At 72.6% G+C, this 21,733-nt stretch carries 22 protein-coding genes; 11 read left to right on the top strand and 11 right to left on the bottom strand.

Annotated features, from left to right (window positions below):
* The 3 genes from OG455_RS39870 to OG455_RS39880 all read right to left on the bottom strand — a co-directional run bounded on the left by OG455_RS39870 (nucleotide 1) and on the right by OG455_RS39880 (nucleotide 3,224).
* Nucleotides 1-861: a carbohydrate ABC transporter permease gene (locus OG455_RS39870; protein ID WP_266301659.1), complete on the bottom strand. Its 861-nt coding sequence runs from the start codon at nucleotides 859-861 to the stop codon at nucleotides 1-3.
* On the bottom strand, nucleotides 858-1,811 hold the full coding sequence (locus tag OG455_RS39875) for a carbohydrate ABC transporter permease (protein ID WP_266301660.1): 954 nt from the start codon (nucleotides 1,809-1,811) through the stop codon (nucleotides 858-860). Before OG455_RS39875 ends, OG455_RS39870 begins: the two co-directional genes overlap by 4 nt.
* Nucleotides 1,812-1,904: 93 nt before the next feature.
* A complete protein-coding gene (locus tag OG455_RS39880) occupies nucleotides 1,905-3,224 on the bottom strand; it encodes an extracellular solute-binding protein (RefSeq protein ID WP_266301661.1) in 1,320 nt (439 codons plus the stop codon).
* Between the two features lie 164 nt (nucleotides 3,225-3,388).
* Between OG455_RS39880 and OG455_RS39885 the strand changes: the two genes are divergently transcribed.
* On the top strand, nucleotides 3,389-4,627 hold the full coding sequence (locus OG455_RS39885; protein WP_266301662.1) for an ROK family transcriptional regulator: 1,239 nt from the start codon (nucleotides 3,389-3,391) through the stop codon (nucleotides 4,625-4,627).
* 33 nt (nucleotides 4,628-4,660) lie between these two features.
* Here OG455_RS39885 and OG455_RS39890 read toward each other — a convergent pair whose 3' ends face one another.
* On the bottom strand, nucleotides 4,661-4,897 hold the full coding sequence (locus OG455_RS39890) for a DUF6059 family protein (protein ID WP_266301663.1): 237 nt from the start codon (nucleotides 4,895-4,897) through the stop codon (nucleotides 4,661-4,663).
* Nucleotides 4,898-5,150: 253 nt separating this feature from the next.
* On the opposite strand from OG455_RS39890, the gene OG455_RS39895 reads away from it, so the two are divergent.
* A complete protein-coding gene (locus OG455_RS39895) occupies nucleotides 5,151-5,936 on the top strand; it encodes an AfsR/SARP family transcriptional regulator (protein ID WP_266301664.1) in 786 nt (261 codons plus the stop codon).
* Here OG455_RS39895 and OG455_RS39900 read toward each other — a convergent pair.
* Both OG455_RS39900 and OG455_RS39905 read right to left on the bottom strand, forming a co-directional pair.
* Nucleotides 5,893-8,748 (bottom strand): AAA family ATPase, encoded by a 2,856-nt coding sequence (locus OG455_RS39900; RefSeq protein ID WP_266301665.1) that lies wholly within the window; start codon nucleotides 8,746-8,748, stop codon nucleotides 5,893-5,895. The genes OG455_RS39895 and OG455_RS39900 overlap by 44 nt on opposite strands.
* Nucleotides 8,749-9,037: 289 nt before the next feature.
* Entirely contained in the window at nucleotides 9,038-10,462 is a 1,425-nt protein-coding gene (locus OG455_RS39905; protein ID WP_266301666.1) for an MFS transporter, read from the bottom strand.
* Between the two features lie 143 nt (nucleotides 10,463-10,605).
* Between OG455_RS39905 and OG455_RS39910 the strand changes: the two genes are divergently transcribed.
* Nucleotides 10,606-11,214 carry a helix-turn-helix domain-containing protein gene (locus tag OG455_RS39910; protein WP_323185691.1) on the top strand — a complete coding sequence of 203 codons (609 nt, stop codon included), beginning with the start codon at nucleotides 10,606-10,608 and terminating at the stop codon, nucleotides 11,212-11,214.
* Between the two features lie 164 nt (nucleotides 11,215-11,378).
* Here the strand turns inward: OG455_RS39910 and OG455_RS39915 are convergent, their stop codons facing one another.
* Both OG455_RS39915 and OG455_RS39920 read right to left on the bottom strand, forming a co-directional pair.
* On the bottom strand, nucleotides 11,379-11,618 hold the full coding sequence (locus OG455_RS39915; RefSeq protein WP_266301668.1) for a DUF397 domain-containing protein: 240 nt from the start codon (nucleotides 11,616-11,618) through the stop codon (nucleotides 11,379-11,381).
* 33 nt (nucleotides 11,619-11,651) lie between these two features.
* Complete coding sequence (locus OG455_RS39920) at nucleotides 11,652-12,575, bottom strand: helix-turn-helix transcriptional regulator (RefSeq protein ID WP_266301669.1); 924 nt, start codon at nucleotides 12,573-12,575, stop codon at nucleotides 11,652-11,654.
* A 205-nt stretch (nucleotides 12,576-12,780) separates the two neighbouring features.
* Here OG455_RS39920 and OG455_RS39925 point away from each other — a divergent pair, with 205 nt between their 5' ends.
* The 8 genes from OG455_RS39925 (at nucleotide 12,781) to OG455_RS39965 (ending at nucleotide 19,051) form a co-directional block, all read left to right on the top strand.
* Nucleotides 12,781-13,269: an ATP-binding protein gene (locus OG455_RS39925; RefSeq protein ID WP_266301670.1), complete on the top strand. Its 489-nt coding sequence runs from the start codon at nucleotides 12,781-12,783 to the stop codon at nucleotides 13,267-13,269.
* Between the two features lie 141 nt (nucleotides 13,270-13,410).
* Nucleotides 13,411-14,376, top strand: a complete 966-nt coding sequence (locus tag OG455_RS39930; protein WP_266301671.1) for a thymidylate synthase — start codon at nucleotides 13,411-13,413, stop codon at nucleotides 14,374-14,376.
* Between the two features lie 127 nt (nucleotides 14,377-14,503).
* The gene (locus tag OG455_RS39935; RefSeq protein WP_266301672.1) at nucleotides 14,504-15,118 is read left to right on the top strand and encodes a 3'-5' exonuclease; all 615 of its coding nucleotides are present in this window, start codon (nucleotides 14,504-14,506) and stop codon (nucleotides 15,116-15,118) included.
* The gene (locus OG455_RS39940; protein WP_266301673.1) at nucleotides 15,115-15,714 is read left to right on the top strand and encodes an AAA family ATPase; all 600 of its coding nucleotides are present in this window, start codon (nucleotides 15,115-15,117) and stop codon (nucleotides 15,712-15,714) included. The genes OG455_RS39935 and OG455_RS39940 overlap by 4 nt, the downstream gene beginning before the upstream one ends.
* Complete coding sequence (locus OG455_RS39945; RefSeq protein ID WP_266301674.1) at nucleotides 15,711-16,484, top strand: aldo/keto reductase; 774 nt, start codon at nucleotides 15,711-15,713, stop codon at nucleotides 16,482-16,484. Before OG455_RS39940 ends, OG455_RS39945 begins: the two co-directional genes overlap by 4 nt.
* Nucleotides 16,485-16,499: 15 nt before the next feature.
* Complete coding sequence (locus OG455_RS42185; RefSeq protein WP_323185680.1) at nucleotides 16,500-17,396, top strand: NRDE family protein; 897 nt, start codon at nucleotides 16,500-16,502, stop codon at nucleotides 17,394-17,396.
* Nucleotides 17,397-17,474: 78 nt separating this feature from the next.
* Nucleotides 17,475-18,026 (top strand): hypothetical protein, encoded by a 552-nt coding sequence (locus OG455_RS39960; protein WP_266301675.1) that lies wholly within the window; start codon nucleotides 17,475-17,477, stop codon nucleotides 18,024-18,026.
* Nucleotides 18,027-18,037: 11 nt separating this feature from the next.
* Nucleotides 18,038-19,051 carry an aldo/keto reductase gene (locus OG455_RS39965; protein WP_266301676.1) on the top strand — a complete coding sequence of 338 codons (1,014 nt, stop codon included), beginning with the start codon at nucleotides 18,038-18,040 and terminating at the stop codon, nucleotides 19,049-19,051.
* 93 nt (nucleotides 19,052-19,144) lie between these two features.
* Here OG455_RS39965 and OG455_RS39970 read toward each other — a convergent pair whose 3' ends face one another.
* The 3 genes from OG455_RS39970 to OG455_RS39980 are packed head-to-tail and all read right to left on the bottom strand — an operon-like array spanning nucleotide 19,145 to nucleotide 21,726.
* Nucleotides 19,145-20,308, bottom strand: coding sequence for an acyltransferase (locus OG455_RS39970; RefSeq protein ID WP_266301677.1), 1,164 nt, complete (start codon nucleotides 20,306-20,308; stop codon nucleotides 19,145-19,147).
* Nucleotides 20,309-20,317: 9 nt separating this feature from the next.
* Nucleotides 20,318-20,545 (bottom strand): ferredoxin, encoded by a 228-nt coding sequence (locus tag OG455_RS39975; protein WP_266301849.1) that lies wholly within the window; start codon nucleotides 20,543-20,545, stop codon nucleotides 20,318-20,320.
* Nucleotides 20,539-21,726: a cytochrome P450 gene (locus OG455_RS39980; protein ID WP_266301678.1), complete on the bottom strand. Its 1,188-nt coding sequence runs from the start codon at nucleotides 21,724-21,726 to the stop codon at nucleotides 20,539-20,541. Before OG455_RS39980 ends, OG455_RS39975 begins: the two co-directional genes overlap by 7 nt.
* Nucleotides 21,727-21,733 lie beyond the last annotated feature (7 nt).

Raw genomic sequence — 21,733 nt, forward strand, 5'->3', positions numbered from 1 at the left:
TCACTTGGTGCTGCCGGCGACCAGGCCGGAGCGCCAGAAGCGCTGCAGGGAAAGGAACAGGACGACCAGCGGGAGGGCGGAGACCATCGCCGCGGTGATCACGATGTTGAACGGGACGGCGGTGGGGCCGATGCCGCGCTGGGACTGCCAGCCGACGATGCCCACGGTGACCGGTTGCAGGTGGTCGTTGGCGAGCATCAGCACCGGCAGCAGGTAGTTGGTCCAGATCGCGACGAACTGGAAGAGGAAGATGGTCACCAGGGCCGGGGACATCACCCGCAGCGCGATCGTGGCGAAGATCCGGAACTCCCCCGCGCCGTCGAGCCGTCCGGCCTCGATCAGCTCGTCCGGCACCGAGGAGCCGGCGTAGATCCGGGCCAGGTAGACCCCGAACGGGCTGACCATGCTGGGCAGCAGCACCGCCCAGTAGGTGTTGACCAGGTGCACCTGGGAGAACATCAGGTACAGCGGCACGGCCAGCAGCGGCTGCGGGACGAGCACCGCGGCGAGCACCGTGTTGAAGGTGAACTCCCGTCCCCGAAAAGGGTACTTGGCGAGGGCGTAGCCGGCCATCGCGGCGATCGCGGTGCTGACCGCCGCACCACCCACCGCGTAGAGCGCGCTGTTCGCCAGCCACTGCCAGTAGATGCCGCCCTGCTGGGTGAAGACCTGCCGCAGGTTGTCGACCAGGGCGAAGTGCCCGAACCAGAAGCCGTTGCCGGTGAAGAGGTCGGCGTTGGTCTTGGTGGACGAGACCAGCAGCCACCAGACCGGGGCCAGGAAGTAGACCGAGGCGAGCAGCAGCACCCCGAGCACCACCCAACGCGACAGTCCGGGACGTGTGTTGGCGGGAGTGTTCACAGGGCGGCTCCCCGGCGCTGGACGATCTTGAGGAAGCCGAAGGAGAGGACGAACGCCAGCAGCGCCAGGATCACCGACTCGGTGGCCGCGGCGTTGAAGTTGTTCGCGTCCACGGCGTCGTAGGCGGCGTAGATGGGGGTGTACGTGCTGCTGAGGTTGGGCGCGACGTTGTGCAGGATCGCCGGCTCGTTGTAGAGCTGGGCGGTGCCGATGATGGAGAAGACCGTGGTCAGCACCAGGGCCGGGCGCACCATCGGGACCTTGATCCGCCAGGCGATGCCGAAGGCCGAGCAGCCGTCCATGGTGGCCGCCTCGCTCAGCTCGGCGGGGATGGCCTGCAGCGCGGAGTAGATGATCAGCATGTTGTAGCCGGTCCAGCCCCAGGTGAGCATGTTGCCGATGGTGGGCCCCAGCAGCGCGTTCGAGGTCAGGTCCAGGTGCAGGCCCAGGTGGTGGGCGGCGGCGGTGATCGGACTGAGACCGGGGGCGACCAGGTAGGACCACATGATCGCCCCGACCACGCCGGGCAGCGCGTAGGGCAGGAAGAAGGCCAGCCGGAAGAAGCGCTTGAAGAGGGTGGACCTCGCGTCCAGCAGCAGCGCCAGCCCCAGGGCCAGCAGCAGCATCAGCGGCACCTGCACCACGCCGATCAGCAGCACCCGCAGCAGCGAACCGCGGAAGTCCGCGTCACCCAGCGCGGTGGCGTAGTTGGCGAGTCCGACGAAGGCCTGGGTGGGCGCCGAGAGGCCCAGTCCGGAGCGGTGCATCCGGTACAGGCTCTGGTAGACGGTGTAGCCGATCGGGGCCAGGTACAGCGCCGCGAAGAGCAGCAGGAACGGGGCGAGGAACAGCGCGACGGGTCGGCCGCGGCGCCGCGCCCGCCGGGCGGCGCGCGGCGGTGCGGCGGCTGCGGACGCCGGTGCCGCCCGCCTGGGAGGAGCGGTGGTCATCCGGGGGTGCCTTTCTCGACGGAGCGGGTGGGGCGGTGGGGTGGACCCCGAAGGGGGCGGTGGGGGTGGGGCCCGGGAGACGGTGGCAGGCGGTCAGCCGCCGGAGACGGTCAGCCCCTGCTGCTTCATCCCGGCCACCGTCTTGCCCTGCAGCCCGGTCAGCGCGCCCGGCAGGGTGGTCCCGCCGGTGCCGGCCTGCCCCAGCCCGTCGCCGAGGTCGGTCGCGGTCTGGGTCATGGTGGGGCCCCACTGCCAGCCGGTGTTGATGTGCGCGCTCTCGGCGCGGAAGACGTCGTAGATGGTCTGGCCGCCGTAGAACGGGTCCGGCGCGGTGAGCGCGGTGTTGGACAGCCCGGCGGTGGCCGCCGGGTAGATGCCGGTGACCTTGATCAGGTTGCTGACGCTGTCGGCGTCGGTGCTCATCCAGGTGGCGAACTCGGTGGCCTCCTTGGCGTGCGCGCAGCCCTTGAGCACCGCGGTGGCCGAGCCGCCGTCGTTGCCGTACACCGGGTTCGCGCTGTCCCAGACCGGCATCGGGGCGACCGCCCACTGGCCCGCGCCCTCCTTGACGCTGCTGGCGATGATCGGCGCGTCCCAGACCGCGTTGACGTCGGAGAGGACCTTGCCACCCGCCATGTCGCTGTAGAGCGAGGGGTCGTAGCTCGGGTCGGTCTTCAGCAGCTTCTTGTCCAGCAGGCCCTGCCAGTAGCCCGCGACCTTCTGGTTGGCGGCGCTGTCGATGGTCACCTGCCACTGCTCGTTCGCGGTGCCGAACCAGCCGGCGCCGGCCTGCCAGGCCAGGCCCGCGTAGTTGTAGGCGTCGTTGCCGAAGTCGCCGAGGTAGACGCTCGGGTCGGCGGCGTGCACCTTGGCCGCGTCGGCCGCGTACTCGTCCCAGGTGGCCGGCGGCGCGGTGATGCCGTACTTGGCGAAGAGGTCCTTGCGGTAGAGCAGCGCCATCGGCGCGGTGTCCACCGGGATCCCGTAGGTCTGCCCGCCGATGGTGACCTGGTTCCAGGTCCAGGCGGCGAACTGCGACTTGGCGGCGGCGGCGTACTTGGTGACGTCCTCCAGGGCGCCGGCGGCGGCGAAGCTCGGCAGCGTCTCGTAGCCGACCTGGCCCAGACAGGGGGCGTTGCCCGCCTTCGCGGCGGTGAGCATCTTGGTGTAGCCGCCCTTGGAACCGGAGGCGGTCTTGTCGAAGCTGACCTGGATGCCCGGGTGGGTCTTGTTGAACAGCGCGACCGACTGGTCGTAGCCCGGTGCCCAGCCCCAGAAGTCCAGCTTCACGGTGCCCGATCCGGCGCCCGCCGCGTCCGCGCCGGTGGAGCCGCTGGATGAGCAGCCGGTGACGACGGCCGCGGCCGTCAGGGCCGCTATCGCGACGGCCAGGGTGGTGGGTCTTGTCTTCACGTGCGTCTCCTCCGTGCCAGGGGAAGCAGGAACAAGCCAAATTCGTTCGGCTATTGTTTGAACTAACCCTGCTAAAGTCAAGAGTGACGACGGACGGGCGAACGCACACGGGAGGAGCGGCTGTGAAACCAGCACTGCATGGGACTGGCGTGCGGAATCTGGCCATGGCCGGACCGGCGGTCGCACGGGACCGCTCCTCGACCCGGCGGGCCAACCTGAGCATGGTGCTGCGCCTGCTCAGGGACGAGGGCCCGCGCTCACGCGCCCGGATCGGCGACGACACCGGGCTGCCCAAGGCCACGGTCTCCCACCTGACCGCCGAGTTGCTGGAGGGCGGCCTGGTCCGCGAGGGAGCGGCCGAGCGCGACCGCGGCGCGGTCGGCCGGCCCGGCCAGTCGGTGGAGATCGACGGCCGCGGCGTGCACGGCATCGGCGCAGAGATCAACGTGGACTACATCAGCCTGCTGGCGCTCGACCTGCGCGGCCAGGTCAGCGCGGAGCAGCGGATCCCGCTGGACGTGCGGGCCGCGGGCCCCGAAGCCGTGCTGGACGCCGTCGCGCGCATGATCGCCGAGGGCATCGAGGCGCTGCGCGGCGCCGGCGGGCTGGTCGTCGGGGTCACCCTGGCCACCCCGGGCGCGGTCAACATGGACGCGGGCACCGTCGACTACGCCTCCAACATCGGCTGGCGCGAGGTGGCGGCGGTCGCCGGCCTGCGCGAACGCCTGGGCCCCGGCGCCCCGGAGACGCACCTGGAGAACGACGCGAAGCTCGGCGCGCTGGCCGAATACCTGCTGGTCTCCGCCGACAACGTGCGCGACCTGGTCCACGTCACCGGTCAGACCGGCGTCGGCGTCGGCATCATCGCCGGAGGCCAACTGGTGCGCGGCGCGGGCGGCTACGCGGGCGAGATCGGCCACCTGCGCCTGGTGCCCTCGGACCAGCCCTGCGCCTGCGGGCGGCGCGGCTGCTGGGAGACGATGGTCGGCCGCGGGGCGCTGCTGCGCTACGCCGCGGATCCCGGCGACATGGTCTGCGACCCCATGGTGGACCTGGGGACCCGGCTCGCCGAGCTGCGCGACCGGGCCCACGCCGGCGACGGCCGCACCCTGGAGGCCCTGCGGCGGATCGGCGACAACCTGGCCCCCGGCCTGGCCCTGCTGGTGGACATCCTCAATCCCCGACTCGTCGTGCTCGGCGGCCACTTCGCCTTCTTCGGCGAGCACCTGATCGACAGCGTCAGCGCCCAGGTCCGCGAGCTGGTGATGGCCCCCGACGCCGGCGGCTGCGAGATCGTGCTCTCCCGGCTCGGCCTGAGCGGCACCGCCCGGGGCGGCGCCCTGCTCGCGCTGGACACCGTCTACCAGGACCCGGTGCGGGTGATGAACCTGGCGAACGGCTGAGCTCGGCGTGCCGGCCAGCATGCTGACGCCGCGTCAGCCGATCCGCAGCTCGCGGTCCAGCAGCCGCTCCAGCGGGCTGAGCGGCTGCTCGGGGCAGAGCCGTTCGGGGTGACCGGGGCCCGGCAGCGAGCCGGGCGGCTGAGGCGACCGAGGCAGCTGGGACGACTGGGGCGGCGGCTGGGTCTGGGTGGCGACGGCGCCGTAGAGGACCAGCGCCTGCCAGCAGTCCCGCAGGCAGCGGCGGGCCAGGGTGCGCAGGGGGCGAAGCAACGAACTCCTCCGGTAGGTGCAGGTGCTGGTACGGGGGCTGGGCGGGGCTGGTACGAGGGCTGGGCTGGGCGGAGTGTGGCCGCCGGCGCTTAAGCGGACCCAAATCCACCGCTCCGGTCGGCCTCGACAGCGGCGGTTCTCGGCCAACCTGACGCTACGTACGTACTTTCCTCGATGTGCGGACCGCGGGTCGGCGCGAGAGTGGGGACCAGTCAGCCGCTTGTTCCCACCACTCGTCAGATCCGAGGTGCCGATGCGCTACGAACTGCTGGGCCCCCTGCGCGTGTGCGCCACCGATGGCAGGGTGCTCACCCTCTCCGCCCCGAAGGCCGAGGTCACGCTCGCGCTGTTGCTGCTCTCCGAGGGGCGGGTGGTGACCAAGGAGCAACTCACCACCGAGCTCTGGGGCGAGCGCCCACCACGCAGCGCCTCGGCGGCGATCCACGTCTACATCTCGCAGCTGCGGAAGTTCCTCGCCGACGCCGGTGCCGGGGACCCGGGCTGCCCCGCGATCACCACCACCGCCTCGGGCTACCGCTTCCAGCGCGGCGGGGCGTCCTACGACGCCGAGGAGTTCACCGCCGCGGTGCGGGCCGGGCGGGCCCGGCAGGCGGCCGGTCGACCCGCGGCGGCGCTGGAGTCCTTCGAACTGGCCCTGGCGCTCTACCGCGGGTCGGTGCTGGACGGCCACGGGGACGGCCCGGTGGTCTCCTCCTTCGCCGCCTGGGCCGAGGAGGAGCGGCTGACCTGCCTGGAGCTCGCCATCGAGGCGCGCACCACGCTCGGCCAGCACCGCGAGGTGATCGGGCTGCTGGGCGGGCTGACCGCCGAGTACCCGCTGCGCGAGTCCTTCTACCGGCAGCTGATGCTGGTGCTCTACCGGGCCGAGCGCCGGGCGGAGGCGCTGGAGGTCTACAGTTCGGCCCGCCGGGTGCTCAGGTCCGAACTCGGCCTGGAGCCGCACCGCTCGCTGCGTCGTCTGCACCAGGCGATCCTCAGTGCCGACCGGCTGCTGGACCACCAGCCGCTCGCGAGTTGAGGACGGCCCGCGGATCGCGCGGGGCCGGGACGGGCGCCGCGGCGGGGGCGGCGTCAGCCATCAGACGGACCAGGGCGGCACGGGAGTTGACGCCGACCTTGCGGTAGATCCGGGCCAGGTGCACGTCGACGGTGCGCGGGCTCAGCGCGAGCAGCTCGGCGATGTCGCGCGACTTCAGCCCCTGACCGGCGAGTTCGGCGACCTCGCGCTCCCGGAGCGTGAGGTTGTCCAACTCGCTGTGCCGGCCGCGCCGGGCACCGGCGCCCGCGGCGAGCGCCAGTTCCTTGGCCCGCACCCCGGCGGCACTGTCACCGAGCAGGCGGTGGGCCTCCTCGTAGCAGCGGGCCGCCTGCTCGGCGAGGTCGCGGGCGGCGAGCAGATGACCACGGGCGAGCAGCGCGTGGCCGCTCTGCTCGGGCAGGTCGACGAGCACCGCGGCAGCCTCGGCCCGTCGCACCCACTCCTCGGCGGGCTCCCGCACCGCCACGGCCGCCGCGGTGAGCAGCTCGTAGACGCGCGCGGCCAGCACCGCCGAGGGCTCGGAGAGCCTGCCCCGCCCGGGGAGGAGCAGGGCGCGCGCCCGGTCGCCGTCGCCCGTCGCCAGCGCGGCCTCGGCGAAGAGCAGCGCGGCGACGGTGGCGCGCGGCATCGCCCCCGGGTCCCCCTCGGTCATGTTCGCGGTGGCGGTCGTGCTCGTACTCGTACTCGTGCTCGCGGACCCGGACCCGGACGCGGTCCTGGCCGGCTGGTCGGTCTGCGGCACGGCACCGCCCAGCCAGGCCCAGGCGGCGGCGGTCAGCGCCTCCGCGAGCAGCGCCTGGTCCCGCCGGCCCATCGCCCGGGCACCCGCGCCGGCCGCTCGGGCCGCCTCCAGGGCCTCGGCCATCCGGCCCGACTGGTAGGCCACGTAGGCCTGCACGTTGAGCAGCACCGGCATCAGGTGGCGGTCCCCGCGCAGGCGCACCTCGGCCAGCGCGCGGGCGGCGTGCGCCTGCGCGGCGCCGTACCGGCCCAGCGCCGACTCGGCGCTGGCCAGCACGGTGAGGAAGGAGGCGAAGCCGGCGGCCGGCGGCCCGTCGGCGTCGGCCGTGTCCAGCCGCCGCGCGCCCTCGTCGAGCGCCTGCCCGGCGGCGGCCAGGTCGCCGGCGAAGATCGCGCACATGCCGCGCAGTACCAGACAGCCGCCCACGGTGACCTGGTCGGCACCCGCCGACTCGCGGGCCAGCGCGTCGACCTCGGCGCGCGGTGGCAGCTGGCCACCGAGCACCCGGCCGAGCTGGACCTGGACCCGCAGCATGGCGCGCAGTTCGGGGCGGTGGCCGAACTCGGTCAGCGCGCCGTCGAGCAGCGATCCGGCCTCCTCGGTGCGCCCGAGCGAGGCGTGCACGGTGGCCAGCCAGACGGTGGCACCGGCCCGCTCGGCGGCCGGGGCGGCGGCCAGGCTGGGCAGGATCTCACCGACCACGGAGCGCAGTTGGGCGATCCGGCCGTCCGCCGCGAGCGCCTGCACCACCGGCAGCCACAGGCCGCATCGCTCGTGCTCGACGGTGGCGGCGGCGCCCGCGGCGCGGCGCAGGCGCAGCGCGCCGATGGTCCAGCCGGCCGCCAGGACGGGCTGCCCGGCCGCGAGCGCGGCGCGCACCGCGGCCTCCAGCACCGCGCGGTCGCCCGGCGCCATCAGCGGACCCGAGCCGATCACGTGCGGCGCCAGCTCCATCGGGGCCGCCCCGGTGTCGGCGAGGTGGCGCAGCGCCCTGCGGTGGGCCTCGGTGCGCCAGCAGGAGTCGCCCTCGCTGTTGAGGAATTCGCGCAGCAAGGGGTGCCGGAAGAGCAACCGTCCGGCCGCGGCGGCCGGACGCACCAGGTCGCGGCGGCGCAGCTCGCCCAGCGCCCGGCAGGCCGCCGAGTGGGGCAGCTCGGCCACCGCCGCCACCGACTCCACGTCGAAGGTCTCGCCGATCACGGCCGCCGCCCGGGCCGCCAACTGGGTGGTGGCGGCGAGCGGGACGGTCTCGGCCAGCAGCCTGGCGCGCAGGCCGGGATGCGGCTCGCCGGCGGCGGCACCGCAGGGCGGACCGGTCGGCGCTTCGGCCAGGGCGGTGAGGTAGAGCGGATTGCCGTGGCTGCGCTCGTGCAGCAGCGCGGCCCGCGCGTCGCCCGGGTCGGTGCCGAGCAGGCTCGCGCTCTGCGGCAGGGTCAGCGGACCGAGCGCCAGCTCCTCGGCCGTGCCGAGCTCCACGCCGAGTCTGGCGGCGGCCCGCAGCGTGGCGCCGGCCTGCCAGGGCCGGTAGGCGATCACCAGGCCCAGGCCACCGGCGACGGGCCGGCGCATCAGCAGCTCCAGCAGTTCCACCGAGGCCCGGTCGGCCCAGTGGAAGTCGTCGAGCAGGAGCAGCAGTCCGCCGGGGGTGCCGCTGGCGCAGCCGGCCAGCAGCCGGCGCACGTCGGCCGGTGCCGGCGGGCCGCCGCCTTCGAGCGGGGGGTGGGCGAGCGAGCGGAGCGCGGCCGGCAGGCCTGGGCCGGCGACCGCGTCGGCGAGCCGCTCGCGCACGGCGGTCAGCGCCTGGACGAACGGGTGGTAGGGCAGTTGGGCCGCCTCACCACCGAGTCCGCGCGCCACGGTCACCCCGTGCCGCTCGGCCTCGCGGGCCAGCAGGCCGAGCAGCCTGGTCTTGCCGGCCCCCGGCTCGCCGGTCACCTGCACGCCCGCCGACCGGCCCTCCCGGGCCGCTCTGACCAGCGCGCGCAGTCGGTCGAGTTCGCTCTGCCGGACGTCCCGCTCCTTCGGCGTGCTGACGGTGTCGACCATCATCACAGGCCCCCCTCTGCCGGTTCCGGCCGCGCGGCGAACGGCGAGGGGACTCGCCGTACACGAGCGGCCCGGTCCAGGATAAGAAGCCCCGGTCCCGAACGACGCTGCTGTAACAGAAGCTTCATGGCGGCCCACACGCGGCAATGTCCACCAGCACCGGCGGCGGGCGGCCGCCGGTGCGGCGCGGCCCGGGGAGTGGCCGCGCCGCACCGGTGCTGAGGCGGTGCCAGCCGCTGCTGAGACGCTGTCAGCCGGTGCTGAGATGGCTTCAGCCGGTGCTGAGACGGTGTCAGCCGGCCGCGGCACCGGTGTCCCGTGCCTTGGGGCGGACCCAGAAGGCCACCGAGACCAGGATCGCCAGCACGGTGATGCCCGCCGCCCAGGCGAAGACGGAGGAGATGTGGGTGGCCAGGCCGCCGCTGCCCGAGGCCAGCGGGAAGAGGAGCACGGCGAGCCCGAGCGAGCCGCCGATGGTCAGCGCCGTCTGCAGCAGGCCCGCGGTGACGCCGGCGTACTCGGGCGGAACCGTGGTGAGGATGATCATGTTGATCGGGATGATCGCCACCCCCACGCCGACGCCGATCAGGATGATCTGCGGCAGCACGCCGCTCGCGTAGGAGCTGGTGGCGCCGAGCCCGCTCAACCAGGCCACGCCCGCCAGGATGACCACGAGCCCGGCCAGCGCCCGGGTCACCAGGCCCAGCTTGGCCAGGTGCTTGGTGAGCAGCTGGGTGGTGGCCAGCAGCGCGGCGCCGAACGGGAGGATCGCCAGGCCGCTCTCCAGCGCGTTGTAGCCCAGCACGTTCTGCAGGTACTGCACCAGGTAGATGAGGAAGCCGGTGAGCACCGCGGCCAGCAGCAGCAGGTTGACGAAGGCACCGGCCCGCTGGCGGTCGGCGAAGACCTGACGGGGCAGCAGCGGGTCGGCGGCACGCGAGTCCACCGCGGCGAGCACCGCCCAGAGCAGCGCGGAGGCCACCAGCGGCAGCCAGCTGCCGACCGCGCCCCAGCCCTGGCCCGCGGCGTGCACGATGCCGTAGACGGCGGTGGCGACCGCGAGGGTGACCAGGACGGCGCTGGGCAGGGCCAGCGAACGGGCCCTGGTCTCGCCGGGGCCGGTCCCGAGCGCGCGCACCGCCACGGCGATGATCGCCAGCCCCACCGGCACGTTCACCAGCAGGCTCCAGCGCCAGTCCCCCGCCCAGGTGAGCAGGCCGCCCAGCAGCATGCCGGCGGAGGCACCCAGGCCGGTGACGGTGGAGTAGAGGCCGAAGGCCCGCTGGCGGCGCTCGCCCTCGAAGACGATCGCCAGCAGCGCGAGCCCGGTCGGCCCGGCCACCGCCGCGCCCGCGCCCTGCAGGGCCCGGCCGACCAGCAGCACCGGCAGGTTCGGGGCCAGCCCCGCGAGCAGCGAGGCGGCCACCACCAGGGCGATCCCGGAGAGGAAGACCCGGCGGTGGCCGAGCACGTCACCGAGCCGGCCGGCGAAGAGCAGTAATCCGCCGAAGGCGAGGAAGAACGCGTTCGGCACCCAGGTGCCGGTGCTGACCGAGACCCCCAGGTCGTGCTGGAGGGTGGGCAGCGCGACGTTCACCACGGTGCCGTCGAGCTGGAGCATGAACTCGGCCCCGACGATCGCCGTGAGCGCCAAGGCCCAGGGCTCCCTGGACGTCCTGGGGACCGAGCCCTGGTCGGAGACGGTTTCTGTGGTCACTGGTCCTCCGCGGTGCGCCACGTGGGCGAGTACTATACTGAGACAGCCTCAGGTTATGGGCAGCAGTTAACCTGAGGCACCCTCCGGTAGTCAAGCCAAGGAGCACCGTGCCCGAGAGTCAGCCACCGAGCCAGCCCTCCGCCGTGCCGCCCGCAGCCGCAGCCGCGCAGCCCTACATCGCGCGGCGGCCGAAGCGGGCCGACGGCGCGAAGAACTACGACGCGATCCTCGCCGCGGCGCGCAAGGCCTTCGAGGCGCACGGCTCCGAGGCGGCCCTGGAGGACGTGGCCGGCCAGGCCGGGGTGGCGATCGGCACCCTGTACCGGCACTTCCCCACCCGCGCCGCACTGGTCGAGGCCGCCACCCGGGACGGCCTGGCCGACCTGGTCGCGCACGCCGCCCAAGCGGGCGGCGAACCCGACCCGCTGGCCGCGCTCACCGCCTGGATGCAGCGCGCCGTACGGCACTTCAGCACCTTCCGCGGGCTGGTCGGCATCCTGACCCAGAGCATGTACGACGAGGGGACCCCCTCCCACGCCGCCTGCGCCGCCATGCACGAGGGCGGCGCCGAACTGCTCGCGCGCGCCCAGGCCGCCGGGCTGGTGCGGCCCGAGCTGACCACGGACGAGCTCTTCGACCTGCTCAGCGCCGTCGCCTGGGTGCGGGAGAACGCCTCCGCCGAGCGGGACGGCAGCAGCCGGCTGCTGGAGAACTTCCTGACCGGGGTGGTGCTGCCGGAACCCGCCGCCTGAGCGCGGGGGCGAGCCCGAGACAGGCGCGGGGTGCTTACTGGGCGTCAGTTCACGGGGGGAGATCGCCACCCGCGCTGCTGACGCTGTCGTGCCGGGATGGTATGCAGGAGGGAGGGTGGACCCTGGCGCCATATTCGTCAGGGTCCACCCTCCCTCTTCACTCGTTACGGCGCCGCCCGGAACTCCCCGCCCTTGACGGCGTCCACGAAGGCGCCCCACGCCGCCGGTCGCAGGCGGAGCACCCCGCCGAGGCCGTTCTCCTTGGTGTCCCGGACAGCGACCGCCTCGCCGTTGTCGGAGACGCCCTGCTCGACACAGTTGTTGTTCGGGTCATTGCTGTAGCTGGACTTGTGCCAGCCCACGGCGCCCTGACCGGGGACGGGGCTGGTGGTGCCGTTGTGCATGGCCATCCTTCCTGGTGTTGCCCAAGTCGCCAGTTACGAGAGGGCGTGCAGCAAGTATGACCGGGCATCAACCAGGCTGATCGCGGTGGCTTGGAGCTGACGGAACACGGCGTCATGGCGGGCGATCATGTTGATGTTGTCGCCGAAGCTGCTCGGACCTTCGTGGTACACGACCGAATGATCGGCAGCCTTGGAAAAGATGAAGTGCGTGAACGGACCGGTGACGCCCGGGTGGTAGCCCGCATCGTCCTTCATGATCTGGATCGTGATGTTGCGGCGCTGGGACAGCTCCAGCAGGTGCTGGAGCTGCTTGCGCATGACGTCCGGGCCGCCGATCTGTTTGCGGAAGGCACCCTCCCCGATGATCGCCCAGACCATGGGCGGGTTCTCGCCGTCCAGGATCAACGCACGCCGCTTTCGGCTCTCGACCTGCTCGTCCAGTGTTGGAACGCCACCGACCGGCGCCCAGGGGCGCTCGCCAGTACTCTTCGCCAAGAGTTCATGCTGCTCGAACAAGGCGCGGATGTAGTCGGGCGCCTGGAACAGGCCCGGAAAGATGTCGGGCTCCCAGGTGCGGATCTGGCCGGTCTTCGAGGAGGCGACCAGGTTCTCGACCGCGACGATCTTCGAGTACGGGCCGCCCAGCAGCTGGTCGTATTCGGACCACCAGCCCCTCTGCTTCGCCCGCCGAGCCAGGCTCTCCATGTACTCGGCCGTCTCGGCCGGCACCTTGAAACGGCTGCACAACAGGTGCACCTGCGGCACGGTGCCACGATTCTCCGCGGTCTCCAGTCGGGCGACTGCGTGCACGGAGACGTCGAGGATCTCGGCGATGTCCTCCCGGGTCGCCCTGTTCTCCTCACGGATGTCACGGAACAGCTGCCCGAGCAGTGTTCCGAGGAAGGTCGGGCCGGAGCCGTCGACGGGCGCTGATCGAGTCCTCTTCGCTGGTGCCATAACTCCCACCCCTATCGACGCACCTGACCATAGGTCAAGTCTGCTGCCCGGTCGACCAGAACGCCAGTTTCTGACTTCCGCGAATTCACGGTACTGGGCATGTTGCGTTCCCGCCACATCTGCGGGACGGTAGACCTCGCACTCACCGAACGTGGCCAATTCAGCACCTTCGGTGATCAATTCGCCCTGCTCACGGGGGTTCCACATGTTCGAGACAGCGCACACCCCTGCCGTCCCCGACGCACCGCTCCGCCGGCACAAGCCGATCCGCATCCGCGTCCAGCCGACGCCCGAGGCCGTCCACGTGGCCCGCCGCACCTTCGCCAAGGCCGTTCGTGAGGCTCAACTCCCCTTGTCTTCTTCCCGATTGGCCGATGCCGTGCTCTGCGCCGCCGAGGTCCTGGCCAACGCTGAGCGCCACACCCAGAGGCTCTGCGAGCTCACGGCGTACTGGACGGGCAGCCACCTGCACGTCGAGGTCGCCGATTCCAGTCCCGAGGTGCCCGAGAAGCTGGTCCCGGCACCGTCCTCCCGCTCCGGCCGGGGTCTGCTGATGGTCCACGTCTACGCGGACCGCTGGGGCATCCGTCCGCCGGTCAGTGCCAAGGACGGTTGGACAAAGGCCGTGTGGTTCGAGATCGGCCCTGAGGCACCGCCGGAGCCCTTGCCCGGGCAGGTCGGCGGTGCCTGCTGACGGGGCGCGCCGCGTGAGCGCGCCCCTGGCGCACCGCGGGCCACCCCCGTGGCCGAGATGCGCCGACATCCCCGCCGCCACCATCCAGCGCGCCTGACAGATCCGCACCAACCCCGAGCCACACCGTATAAGGAGTCCAGCGTGGTCGCCCCCGCCGTGTTCCCCTCGTTCCAACACGCCTACGCCGCCGTCCTGCGGCACGTCAGCGAGAACTACGAGTTCGCCAACTCCGCTCGCGGGAACGACAGTCACGAGTGCATCGGTGCGAGCTTCCGTCTCACCGACCCCCGACGGCGGGCCCTGTTCCTGACGGCCCGGCCGGTCAACCCCGTCTACCACTACGCGGAGGCGCTCTGGTACCTGGGCGGCCTGCGGAGCCTGGACCTGATCGGGCACTACGCGTCCCGCCGTCGGGCCGACTCGCGCGATGGCACGACCATCGACGGCTCGGCCTACGGCGCGCGGATCTTCGCGCCCCGGCCGGACGGTGTCCCCTCGGCGTTCGACCAGGCGCTGGAGCTGCTGTGGGCGGAGAAGGACAGCAAGCGGGCCTACCTGCCGGTGTTCGAGAGCCACGACCCCGACGAGATCGGCAGCCCCGACCTGCCGTGCCTGGTCGGACTGCACCTGCTCGCCCGTGACGGGCACCTGCACATGGTCACCTACATGCGCGCCAACGACGCCAACCGCGGCCTGGTCTGCGACGTGTACTCCTTCACCCTGATCCAGGAGTTCGCCGCCGCCCTGCTCGGCCTGCGCCTGGGCACCTACACCCACCACGTGGGGTCGATGCACATCGGCATCCGGGACCTGGCGCGCGTGGACAAGGTGCTGGAGGAGACCGCGGCCGACCCCGAGAGCACGCCCCGCTTCGCGGCCCCCGTGATGCCCGCCGACACCTCCTGGCAGCACATCCGGACCGTCCTGGAGCACGAACAGCTCCTGCGCACCAATCAGGTCCAGTACACCCCCGGGGACGTCGCCGCACTGGACCTGCCGCCGTACTGGCAGCGGGTGCTGCTGCTCTTCGAGGCGCATCGGCAGGTAACCCACTGTCCGGCGGACCCTGTCGATCCGGTGCTCGCGCCATCATCGTCCAGGGCCTGAACGAACCTCCGCGCTACTTCTTGCAGCACGGCTTCGGCTACCAGGTCCACGACCGTGACAAGCCGCACCACCACCGCCGGCACGGCCGCGCCGAAATCGGCTGGGCCGCCCCCAGTAAGGAGCCCTGATGGACTACGGCACCTGGCCCCGAGTCTTCGTCGTGGACGTGGAGGGCAACGGCGCCCAGCCGCCGGACCTGGTCGAAGTCGCGGCCATCCCCGTGGTGAACGGGAGCCCGGTGCCGTCGTCCGCACGCTCCAGCCTGATCCGCCCGCCGCACCCCATCACGCCGTTCGCCATGCGGGTGCACCACATCACCAACCAGGACGTCGCCACGGCGCCGACCTGGCAGCAGGTCGGCGCGCAGGTGCACGCCGACCTGGAGGGCGCGTGGATCGCCGCGCACAACGCCCACGTGGACTACGGCGTTCTGCTGCGACACATCCCGCAGTGGCGACCGGCCGGAGTGCTGGACACCCTCCGGCTCGCCCGCGCGACCTACCCGGCGGCCAGCGGGTACAGCCTCGACGCGCTGATCGAGCTGACCGGCATCGACCTGGCCGCCGTCCCCGGCCAGCGCCACCGCGCAGGCTTCGACGCCCACGCCACCGCGCTGCTGCTGCTCGACCTCGCCGCGCACTACGACACCTGGGACGCCCTGATCGCCGCCGCCGTCCCGCCCGGGGTGCCCGGCGCCCCCCTGCCCGCTACCCCCAGCTCAGAGGAACAGACACTGTGGTGACACCGCTTCGCCTCTACATCGCCGGAACGCACTCGTCCGGCAAGACCACCCTGGCCCGGCGCATCGAGATGGAGCTGCGCGCCACCGGCATCACCGTCGTGCGCACGGGCGGCTTCGCCAAGCGGGCCGCCGAACTCGGCTTCCCGAAGATGACGCGCCACACCGCCCAGTCCACCGCCTGGATCATCAACACCACCTCCGCCGCCACGCTGGAAGCCGAGCTCACCGCGGACGTCGTGATCGTGGACCGCACCCCGTACGACGCCCTCGCCTACTACCTGGCCGCACTCCAACACCGCGGCGAGCACCCCGACCCCGAGGCGCTCTCCCGCCTCACCGGCCTGGCGCAGCTGGCCTGCCCTCGCCCGGCGGTGTTCCTCGCCACCGTCCTCGACCCGGCGCTCCCGGTTGCCGTCCACCCGGGCAAGGACCCCGACCGGGCGGACACCGCGTTCCGCGAGGCCGTGGACCAGCAGCTGCACCGGGCACTGAAGGCCTACCACGTCCCGCACATCCCAGTGCCCGGCGACGGCCACGCAGCCGCAGTCGAAGCGGCGGTCGAGACGATCGCCTCCGCCTGGGCGGCTGCCGCGTGAAGACGATCACCATCGCGGGCAAGCAGGTCCCCCGCCTGGGCCTGGGCACCATGCGGCTGACCGGTCCTGGCACCTGGGGCGGCCCGGCCGACCCGACCGCCGCCGTCACGCTGCTCCGCACGGCCGTTGACGACCTCGGCGTCCTCCACGTCGACACCGCTGACGCCTACGGCCCGCACACCGTCGAGGAACTGATCCGCCGCGCGCTGCACCCCTACCCCGAGCAGCTGCTGCTCGCCACCAAGGTCGGCATGGTGCGGCCCGGGCCGAACGTCTGGCGTCCGCTGGGCCGCCCCGAGTACCTGCGCGCAGCCGTCGAAGCATCCCTTCGCCGCCTGAACCGCGAGCACATCGACCTGTGTTATCTGCACCGCCTGGACCCCACGGTGCCGTTGGCCGATCAGGTCGGGGAACTGGCCGCGCTCCGGAGGGAGGGGAAGATCGGCGAGATCGGCCTGTCCAAGGTCACTCCCGAGCAGATCCGGGAGACCGGCACCCTGGTGGCGGTCGCCGCCGTGCAGAACTGTCTGAACGTCGCCGAGCCAGACGACCCGGCCCTGGCGTACTGCCAAGCCCACGGCATCCCGTACGTGCCGTACCGGCCACTGAACGCCGGCAGGCTGCCCGACCCCGCGAAGGCGCTGCGGTGGCTACTGGACCTCGGTCCGCAGGTGGCACCGATCCCCGGCACCGCGGACCCCTCGCACCTGCGCGCGCTCTTCGCTCCCGCGACCTCGGAGAAGTCCGAGGAGAGCGGCCGACAGTCGTAGGAATGCGAGGCCGTTGTGTGCACGGCGTTCATCAGCATCGCCCCGGGCTCGGCGGTGCCGGTCCTGCTGCTCGCCGTCCGGGACGAGTACACCGACCGCCAGTGGCTCCCACCCGGCCGCCACTGGGCATCGCGGCCCTCCGTCACCGGCGGCCTGGACCTGACAGCGGGTGGAACCTGGCTCGCGGTCACCCCCGGGAGCGCTCCGGGGACCGAGGCGGTAGCAGCCTGCCTGCTCAACGGCTTCGGCCGGAGCGTTCCCCAGCAGCGGCTCTCCCGCGGCGGGATCCCGCTCATCGCCGCAGGCGGCCAGGTGCTCACCAGCAGTCGGATGGAGCGCTACGACCCGTTCCACCTGATCCTTGCTCGGCCCTCCGGGGTACGCGTGATCAGCTGGAGTGGAAGCAGCATGGAGGAGCATGAGCTTCCCGCTGGTCTGAGCGTCGTGCTCAACGATGGTCTGGAGGGCCGGACGGGCGGCCGCACCTGCTCGCCGCACATCCGCTCGACGATGTCCGCTCGCGCGTCGCACTTCCGGGCACGGCTGCAAGCCGCTGCGCGCCCGGAGCCCGCAGACGGACCGCCGGCTGACGCGTGGGGCGACTGGCTGCCGATCGCATGCGGTGACGACCTGCCGCTGGACGATCCGGCAGCCCTGATACGCCGCCTGAGGTCCCCGGGCGGACGTGTCTGGGGGGCCGTGTCGATCTCCATGGTGGCGCTCGCACCCACGGGGGTGCGGTACGACTTCGGCGCCGTGGTCACCAGCGCCTCGTCGACCCGGATCACCCTGAAGCCGGTGCTCGTCAGCGCCTTTCGGAGCCGCTACGAGGAACGTGCCGACCTCCACCAGGGTCTGCGCCAACTCGCCTGCAGCGTCAGCTGCCCGCGACGACTCCGAAGGTCATGCTGAAACGATCGGTTAAGGACCGGTTCAGCGCCGCCTCGTAGCTTCGGCGCGACCCGGCGCATCCCTTCCTGGAGGACGATCGTGGTAGCGCGCTCACAGCCCGGCCCGACCCTTTCCGCCCTGCTCACCAGCGCCGCGACGCGGCTGCTGGCCCCCCTCGCCGCACCGCCGCGGACCACCGCGGCCACCGTGGGGCGGCTCGCCCGGCCCGGGCGCTCGCTGGTGCTGCGGGACCTGCGGGAGAAGGTGGTCGAGTACCACTCCAACAACCCCGACCCGACCGGCACCACCCCCACCGAGAACGACTTCGCCACAGTGAAGCTGGAGATCTTCGGCCCGGACGGCGGTCGGCTGGGCCGCACCGAGGGAGCCGGGCGGATGCTCTACCGCGACCCGGCCGACGGGCACTTCACCGCCTACTTCGGCGAGACGATCACCCTGGACGACGGGAACGTGATCCAGGCCGGCGGTCTGGTGGACGACGCCCGCCTCACCGCGGGCGAGTTCGCCTCCTTCCCGGCCGTCGTGGTGCGTGGCCCGCTGCGCGGCGCGATCGGGTACCGCCAGTTCCGGCCGCTGGTCAAGGAGTCGCACACGACGTACGAGTCCGCCATCGTCCTCTACCGGAAGTGACGGTCCATCAGATGACGGAACAGCTGACGGAGCGCCCCCTGCCCGTCCGGCGGATCGGACCGCTCACCGTCGGGGCGCAGGGCCTGGGCTGCCTGGGCCTGTCCGAGTTCTACGGACCAGTCGAGGAGCGGGCGGCCGTGGCCGTCATCCACCGGGCGCTGGAGCTGGGCGCCACCCTGCTGGACACCGCCGACGTCTACGGGCACGGCGGCAACGAGCAGTTGATCGGGCGCGCGCTGAGCGGCCGGCGGCGCGAGGCGGCCGTGATCGCGACCAAGTTCGGAGTGGTGCGCCCGGGCGAGGGTGTGGGCACCGGCATCCGGGCGGACCCGGCCTACGTCCGGGAGAGCTGCGAGGCCTCGCTGCGCCGGCTCGGCGTGGAGCACCTCGACCTGTTCCAACTCACCCGCGCCGACCGCTCGGTGCCGATCGAGGAGACCGCGGGGGCGCTCGCCGAGCTGATCGCGGAGGGCAAGATCCGCGCGTACGGCCTGAGCGAGGTCTCCTCGGCGACGCTGCGGCGGGCCCACGCGGTCGCGCCGGTGGCCGCGCTGCAGAGCGAATGGTCGCTCTGGTCGCGCGACCTGGAGCGGGAGACCGTGGCCGTCTGCCGGGAGCTGGGCGTGGCGATCCTGCCCTACGCGCCGCTGGGGCGGGGCTTCCTGGCCGGGGCGGTCCGCTCGGTGGAGCAGCTCGACGCCGACGACTTCCGGCGGATCGGCCTGCCCAGGTTCGAGGCGGCCAACCTGGCCCGCAACCTCCCGCTGGTCGACCGGCTGGCCCGCCTCGCCGACGAACTCGGCGTGACCGCGGCCCAGTTGGCCCTGGCCTGGCTGCACCACCAGGGCCCGGACGTGATCCCGATCCCGGGCACCAAGCAGCCGGCGCACCTGGCCGAGAACACCTCGGCCGCGCACCTGCGGCTCAGCCCCGCCCAACTCGACGCGGTGGCACTGGCCGTGCCCGCCGCCGAGGTGCGCGGCGAGCGGTGGAACACGGCGAGCACGGCCTACCTCGACGGCTGAGCGCACACCGCGAGAACGAAGACGAGGGGGGTGCGCCCGGTCACCGGGCGCACCCCCTTCGTCATGGGCGTCACGCGAGTGGCGCCGCCGCCGTCACTCGCGCGCCAGGGCGGCGGCGGGCGCGGGTACGGGCGGTGCCCCCGTCGGCCGGCGGCGATCGGCGCGCGCGCCGCCGAGCAGCCGCATCGCGGGCACCTCGACCAGCGTGTGCAGCGCCCACGCCACCACGGTGGTCAGCGCGAACATGCCGGCCAGCACCGCGACGGCCACCGGCGCGCTCCAACTGCGGGTGGCGCCGAGCGCGTTGTGCCCGAACTCCAGGACCAGGAAGTGGGTCAGGTAGGAGGCGTAGGAGATGGTGCCGAGCCAGACCAGCGCCCGGCTGCGGAAGACCGACCGACCACCGCGCAGGTCCACCGCCGCCACCGCCGGGACCAGCAGCGCGAGCGGCACCGCGACCGGGGCGCTCAGGCTGTACAGGCCGGGGTAGTTGGCGAGCTGCACCGCGAAGCCGGCGACCAGCAGCGCCACCGGCACCAGCGGGTTGAGCCGGATCCAGCGCCCCTCGCGCACGATCCGGGCCATCACGATGCCCAGGGTGAAGTCCAGCGCCCGGATCAGCGGGAAGGAGACCAGGAACCAGTTCTGGGTGAGCGACATGTCCTGCCCCGGCAGCCTGGGCGTGCCGGGCAGCGCGGCCCGCGCGACGGCGGGCAGCACCAGGATCACCGCCGCCAGCGCGGCGAGGGTCCACCACAGCCGCGCCGGCGGGATCCGCCGGATCAGGGCGTGCAGCAGCGGGAAGGCCAGGTAGAAGAGCAGCTCGCAGGAGAGCGACCAGGTGACCACGTTGATCGTGACGATGGTGTTGAGCCGCGGGTACCAGGTGTGCACCAGGAAGAGGCTGGGCAGCAGGTTGCCCAGGTTCACCGACTGGCCGGCCCAGAGCGCGAGCAGGATCGCCGCGCACCAGGTGACCACGTGGTTCGGGTAGATCTTGGCCAGGCGTCTGCGCCAGAAGCGCCGCACGCCGTGCTCCTCGCGCGCCGACCAGGTGAGCACGAAGCCGCTCAGGATGAAGAAGAACTCCACCCCGAGCCAGCCGATCGCGAAGGCGGTGGGCGCCAGCCGCGCCTCGGTGCGCGGGTCGAAGTAGCCGAGGACGAAGGAGTGGCAGAGGAAGACCAGGAAGGCCGCGCCGAAGCGCAGGCCGGTCAGCGATGGCAGCCGGGAGTGGCCCGGGTCTTGGGCGGCCATGGAAGGCTCCTAGGGTCTGGGGACGGCGGTGGTGGACTCGGTGAACCGGATCGCCCGGGCCGGGCAGAGGTAGGCGGCTTCGCGCACCGCCTCGTGCAGGTCGGCGGGCGGCTCCGGGGTGAGGACGACGACGATGCCCTCCTCGTCCTGGTCGAAGACCTCGCCCGCCGTCGCCATGCAGCGCCCGCCGCTGATGCAGCGTTCGCGGTCCGCGGTCACCCGTGCGGCGCTCACCAGGCCACCGGCAGCGAGAGCACCCGCTGGACGGTGCCGGCGCCGAGGATCGGCAGCTCGCTGACCGGCGCGTCCAGCCGCAGTCCGGGCAGCCGGGTGAGCAACTCGCGGAAGGCGATCTCCAGTTCGAGCCTGGCCAGGTTCTGGCCCAGGCACTGGTGGATGCCGAAGCCGAAGGTGAGGTGGTGGCTGTCGGAGCGCAGCAGGTCCAGCTCGTCCGGGCGCTGGTGGGTGCGCGGGTCGCGGTTGGCCAGGGTGCCGGAGACCAGCACGCCCTCCCCCGCGCGGATGGTCTGCCCGGCCAGCTCGATGTCGCCCTTGGCGATCCGGGTGGCGACCAGGTCGGTGGTGGCGATGTAGCGCAGCAGTTCCTCCACCGCCGTGCCCACCCGCTCCGGGTCCTCGTGCAGCAGGGCCAGTTGCTCGGGGTGCTCCAGCAGGGTGATGACGCCCAGCGCGAGGGTGGAGGAGGTGGTCTCGTGCGCGGCGATCAGCAGCACCAGCGCGATCGAGACCAGCTCCGCGTGGCCGATGTCGCCGGTCAGCACCCGCTCGCGGACCAGTTGGCCGAGCAGGCCGTCGGTCGGCTCCTTGATCTGCTCGGTGACCAGGCGGTCGATGTAGTCCACCAGGTCCTGCGCCGCGCCGCCGGACTCCTCCTCGGTGCCGAGCATCACCTTGCCGCTGGCGTCCTGGAAGAAGTCGTGGTCCTCGTAGGGCACGCCGAGGTGCCGGCAGATCACCAGCGAGGGCAGCGGGACGGCGAGCAGCGGGACCAGGTCGGCCGGCGGGCCGTGCTCGATGATCCGGTCGACGTGGCCGGAGACGATCCGCTCGATCTCCGGCTGCATCCGGCGCACCTGCTTGAGGCTGAAGTGCGGGTTGAGGAAGCGGCGGTAGATGTCGTGCTCGGGCGGATCCATCGCGATCATGGCCAGGCTGCGGGCGATCTGCGAGCGGAACCTCGGTGCCACGATGGGGAAGTCGGGGTGGGTGCGCTGCGAGGAGAGGTTGGGGTGGGTGAGGATCTCCCTGCTCTCCTGGTAGCCGGTGACCAACCAGGCCTCGCGGCCGTCGAAGAGGGTCACCTTCAGCAGCGGGCCCTGCTCGCCCAGTTCGCGGTAGCCGGCGGGCGGCTCGTACGGGCAGGTGCGCGGCTGCGGGTAGTGCGGGGCTTGGGTCATCTCCGGT

The organism is Kitasatospora sp. NBC_01287 (assembly GCF_026340565.1).
Taxonomy (GTDB): domain Bacteria; phylum Actinomycetota; class Actinomycetes; order Streptomycetales; family Streptomycetaceae; genus Kitasatospora.

Bases quoted from the DNA above. Each gene is read 5' to 3' on its own strand.
- OG455_RS39875 (WP_266301660.1), bottom strand. From the start codon at position 1,811: ATGACCACCGCTCCTCCCAGGCGGGCGGCACCGGCGTCCGCAGCCGCC.
- OG455_RS39885 (WP_266301662.1), top strand. From the start codon at position 3,389: ATGGCCGGACCGGCGGTCGCACGGGACCGCTCCTCGACCCGGCGGGCC.
- OG455_RS39895 (WP_266301664.1), top strand. From the start codon at position 5,151: ATGCGCTACGAACTGCTGGGCCCCCTGCGCGTGTGCGCCACCGATGGC.
- OG455_RS39900 (WP_266301665.1), bottom strand. From the start codon at position 8,748: ATGATGGTCGACACCGTCAGCACGCCGAAGGAGCGGGACGTCCGGCAG.
- OG455_RS39915 (WP_266301668.1), bottom strand. From the start codon at position 11,618: ATGCACAACGGCACCACCAGCCCCGTCCCCGGTCAGGGCGCCGTGGGC.
- OG455_RS39920 (WP_266301669.1), bottom strand. From the start codon at position 12,575: ATGGCACCAGCGAAGAGGACTCGATCAGCGCCCGTCGACGGCTCCGGC.
- OG455_RS39925 (WP_266301670.1), top strand. From the start codon at position 12,781: ATGTTCGAGACAGCGCACACCCCTGCCGTCCCCGACGCACCGCTCCGC.
- OG455_RS39935 (WP_266301672.1), top strand. From the start codon at position 14,504: ATGGACTACGGCACCTGGCCCCGAGTCTTCGTCGTGGACGTGGAGGGC.
- OG455_RS39965 (WP_266301676.1), top strand. From the start codon at position 18,038: ATGACGGAACAGCTGACGGAGCGCCCCCTGCCCGTCCGGCGGATCGGA.
- OG455_RS39970 (WP_266301677.1), bottom strand. From the start codon at position 20,308: ATGGCCGCCCAAGACCCGGGCCACTCCCGGCTGCCATCGCTGACCGGC.
- OG455_RS39980 (WP_266301678.1), bottom strand. From the start codon at position 21,726: ATGACCCAAGCCCCGCACTACCCGCAGCCGCGCACCTGCCCGTACGAG.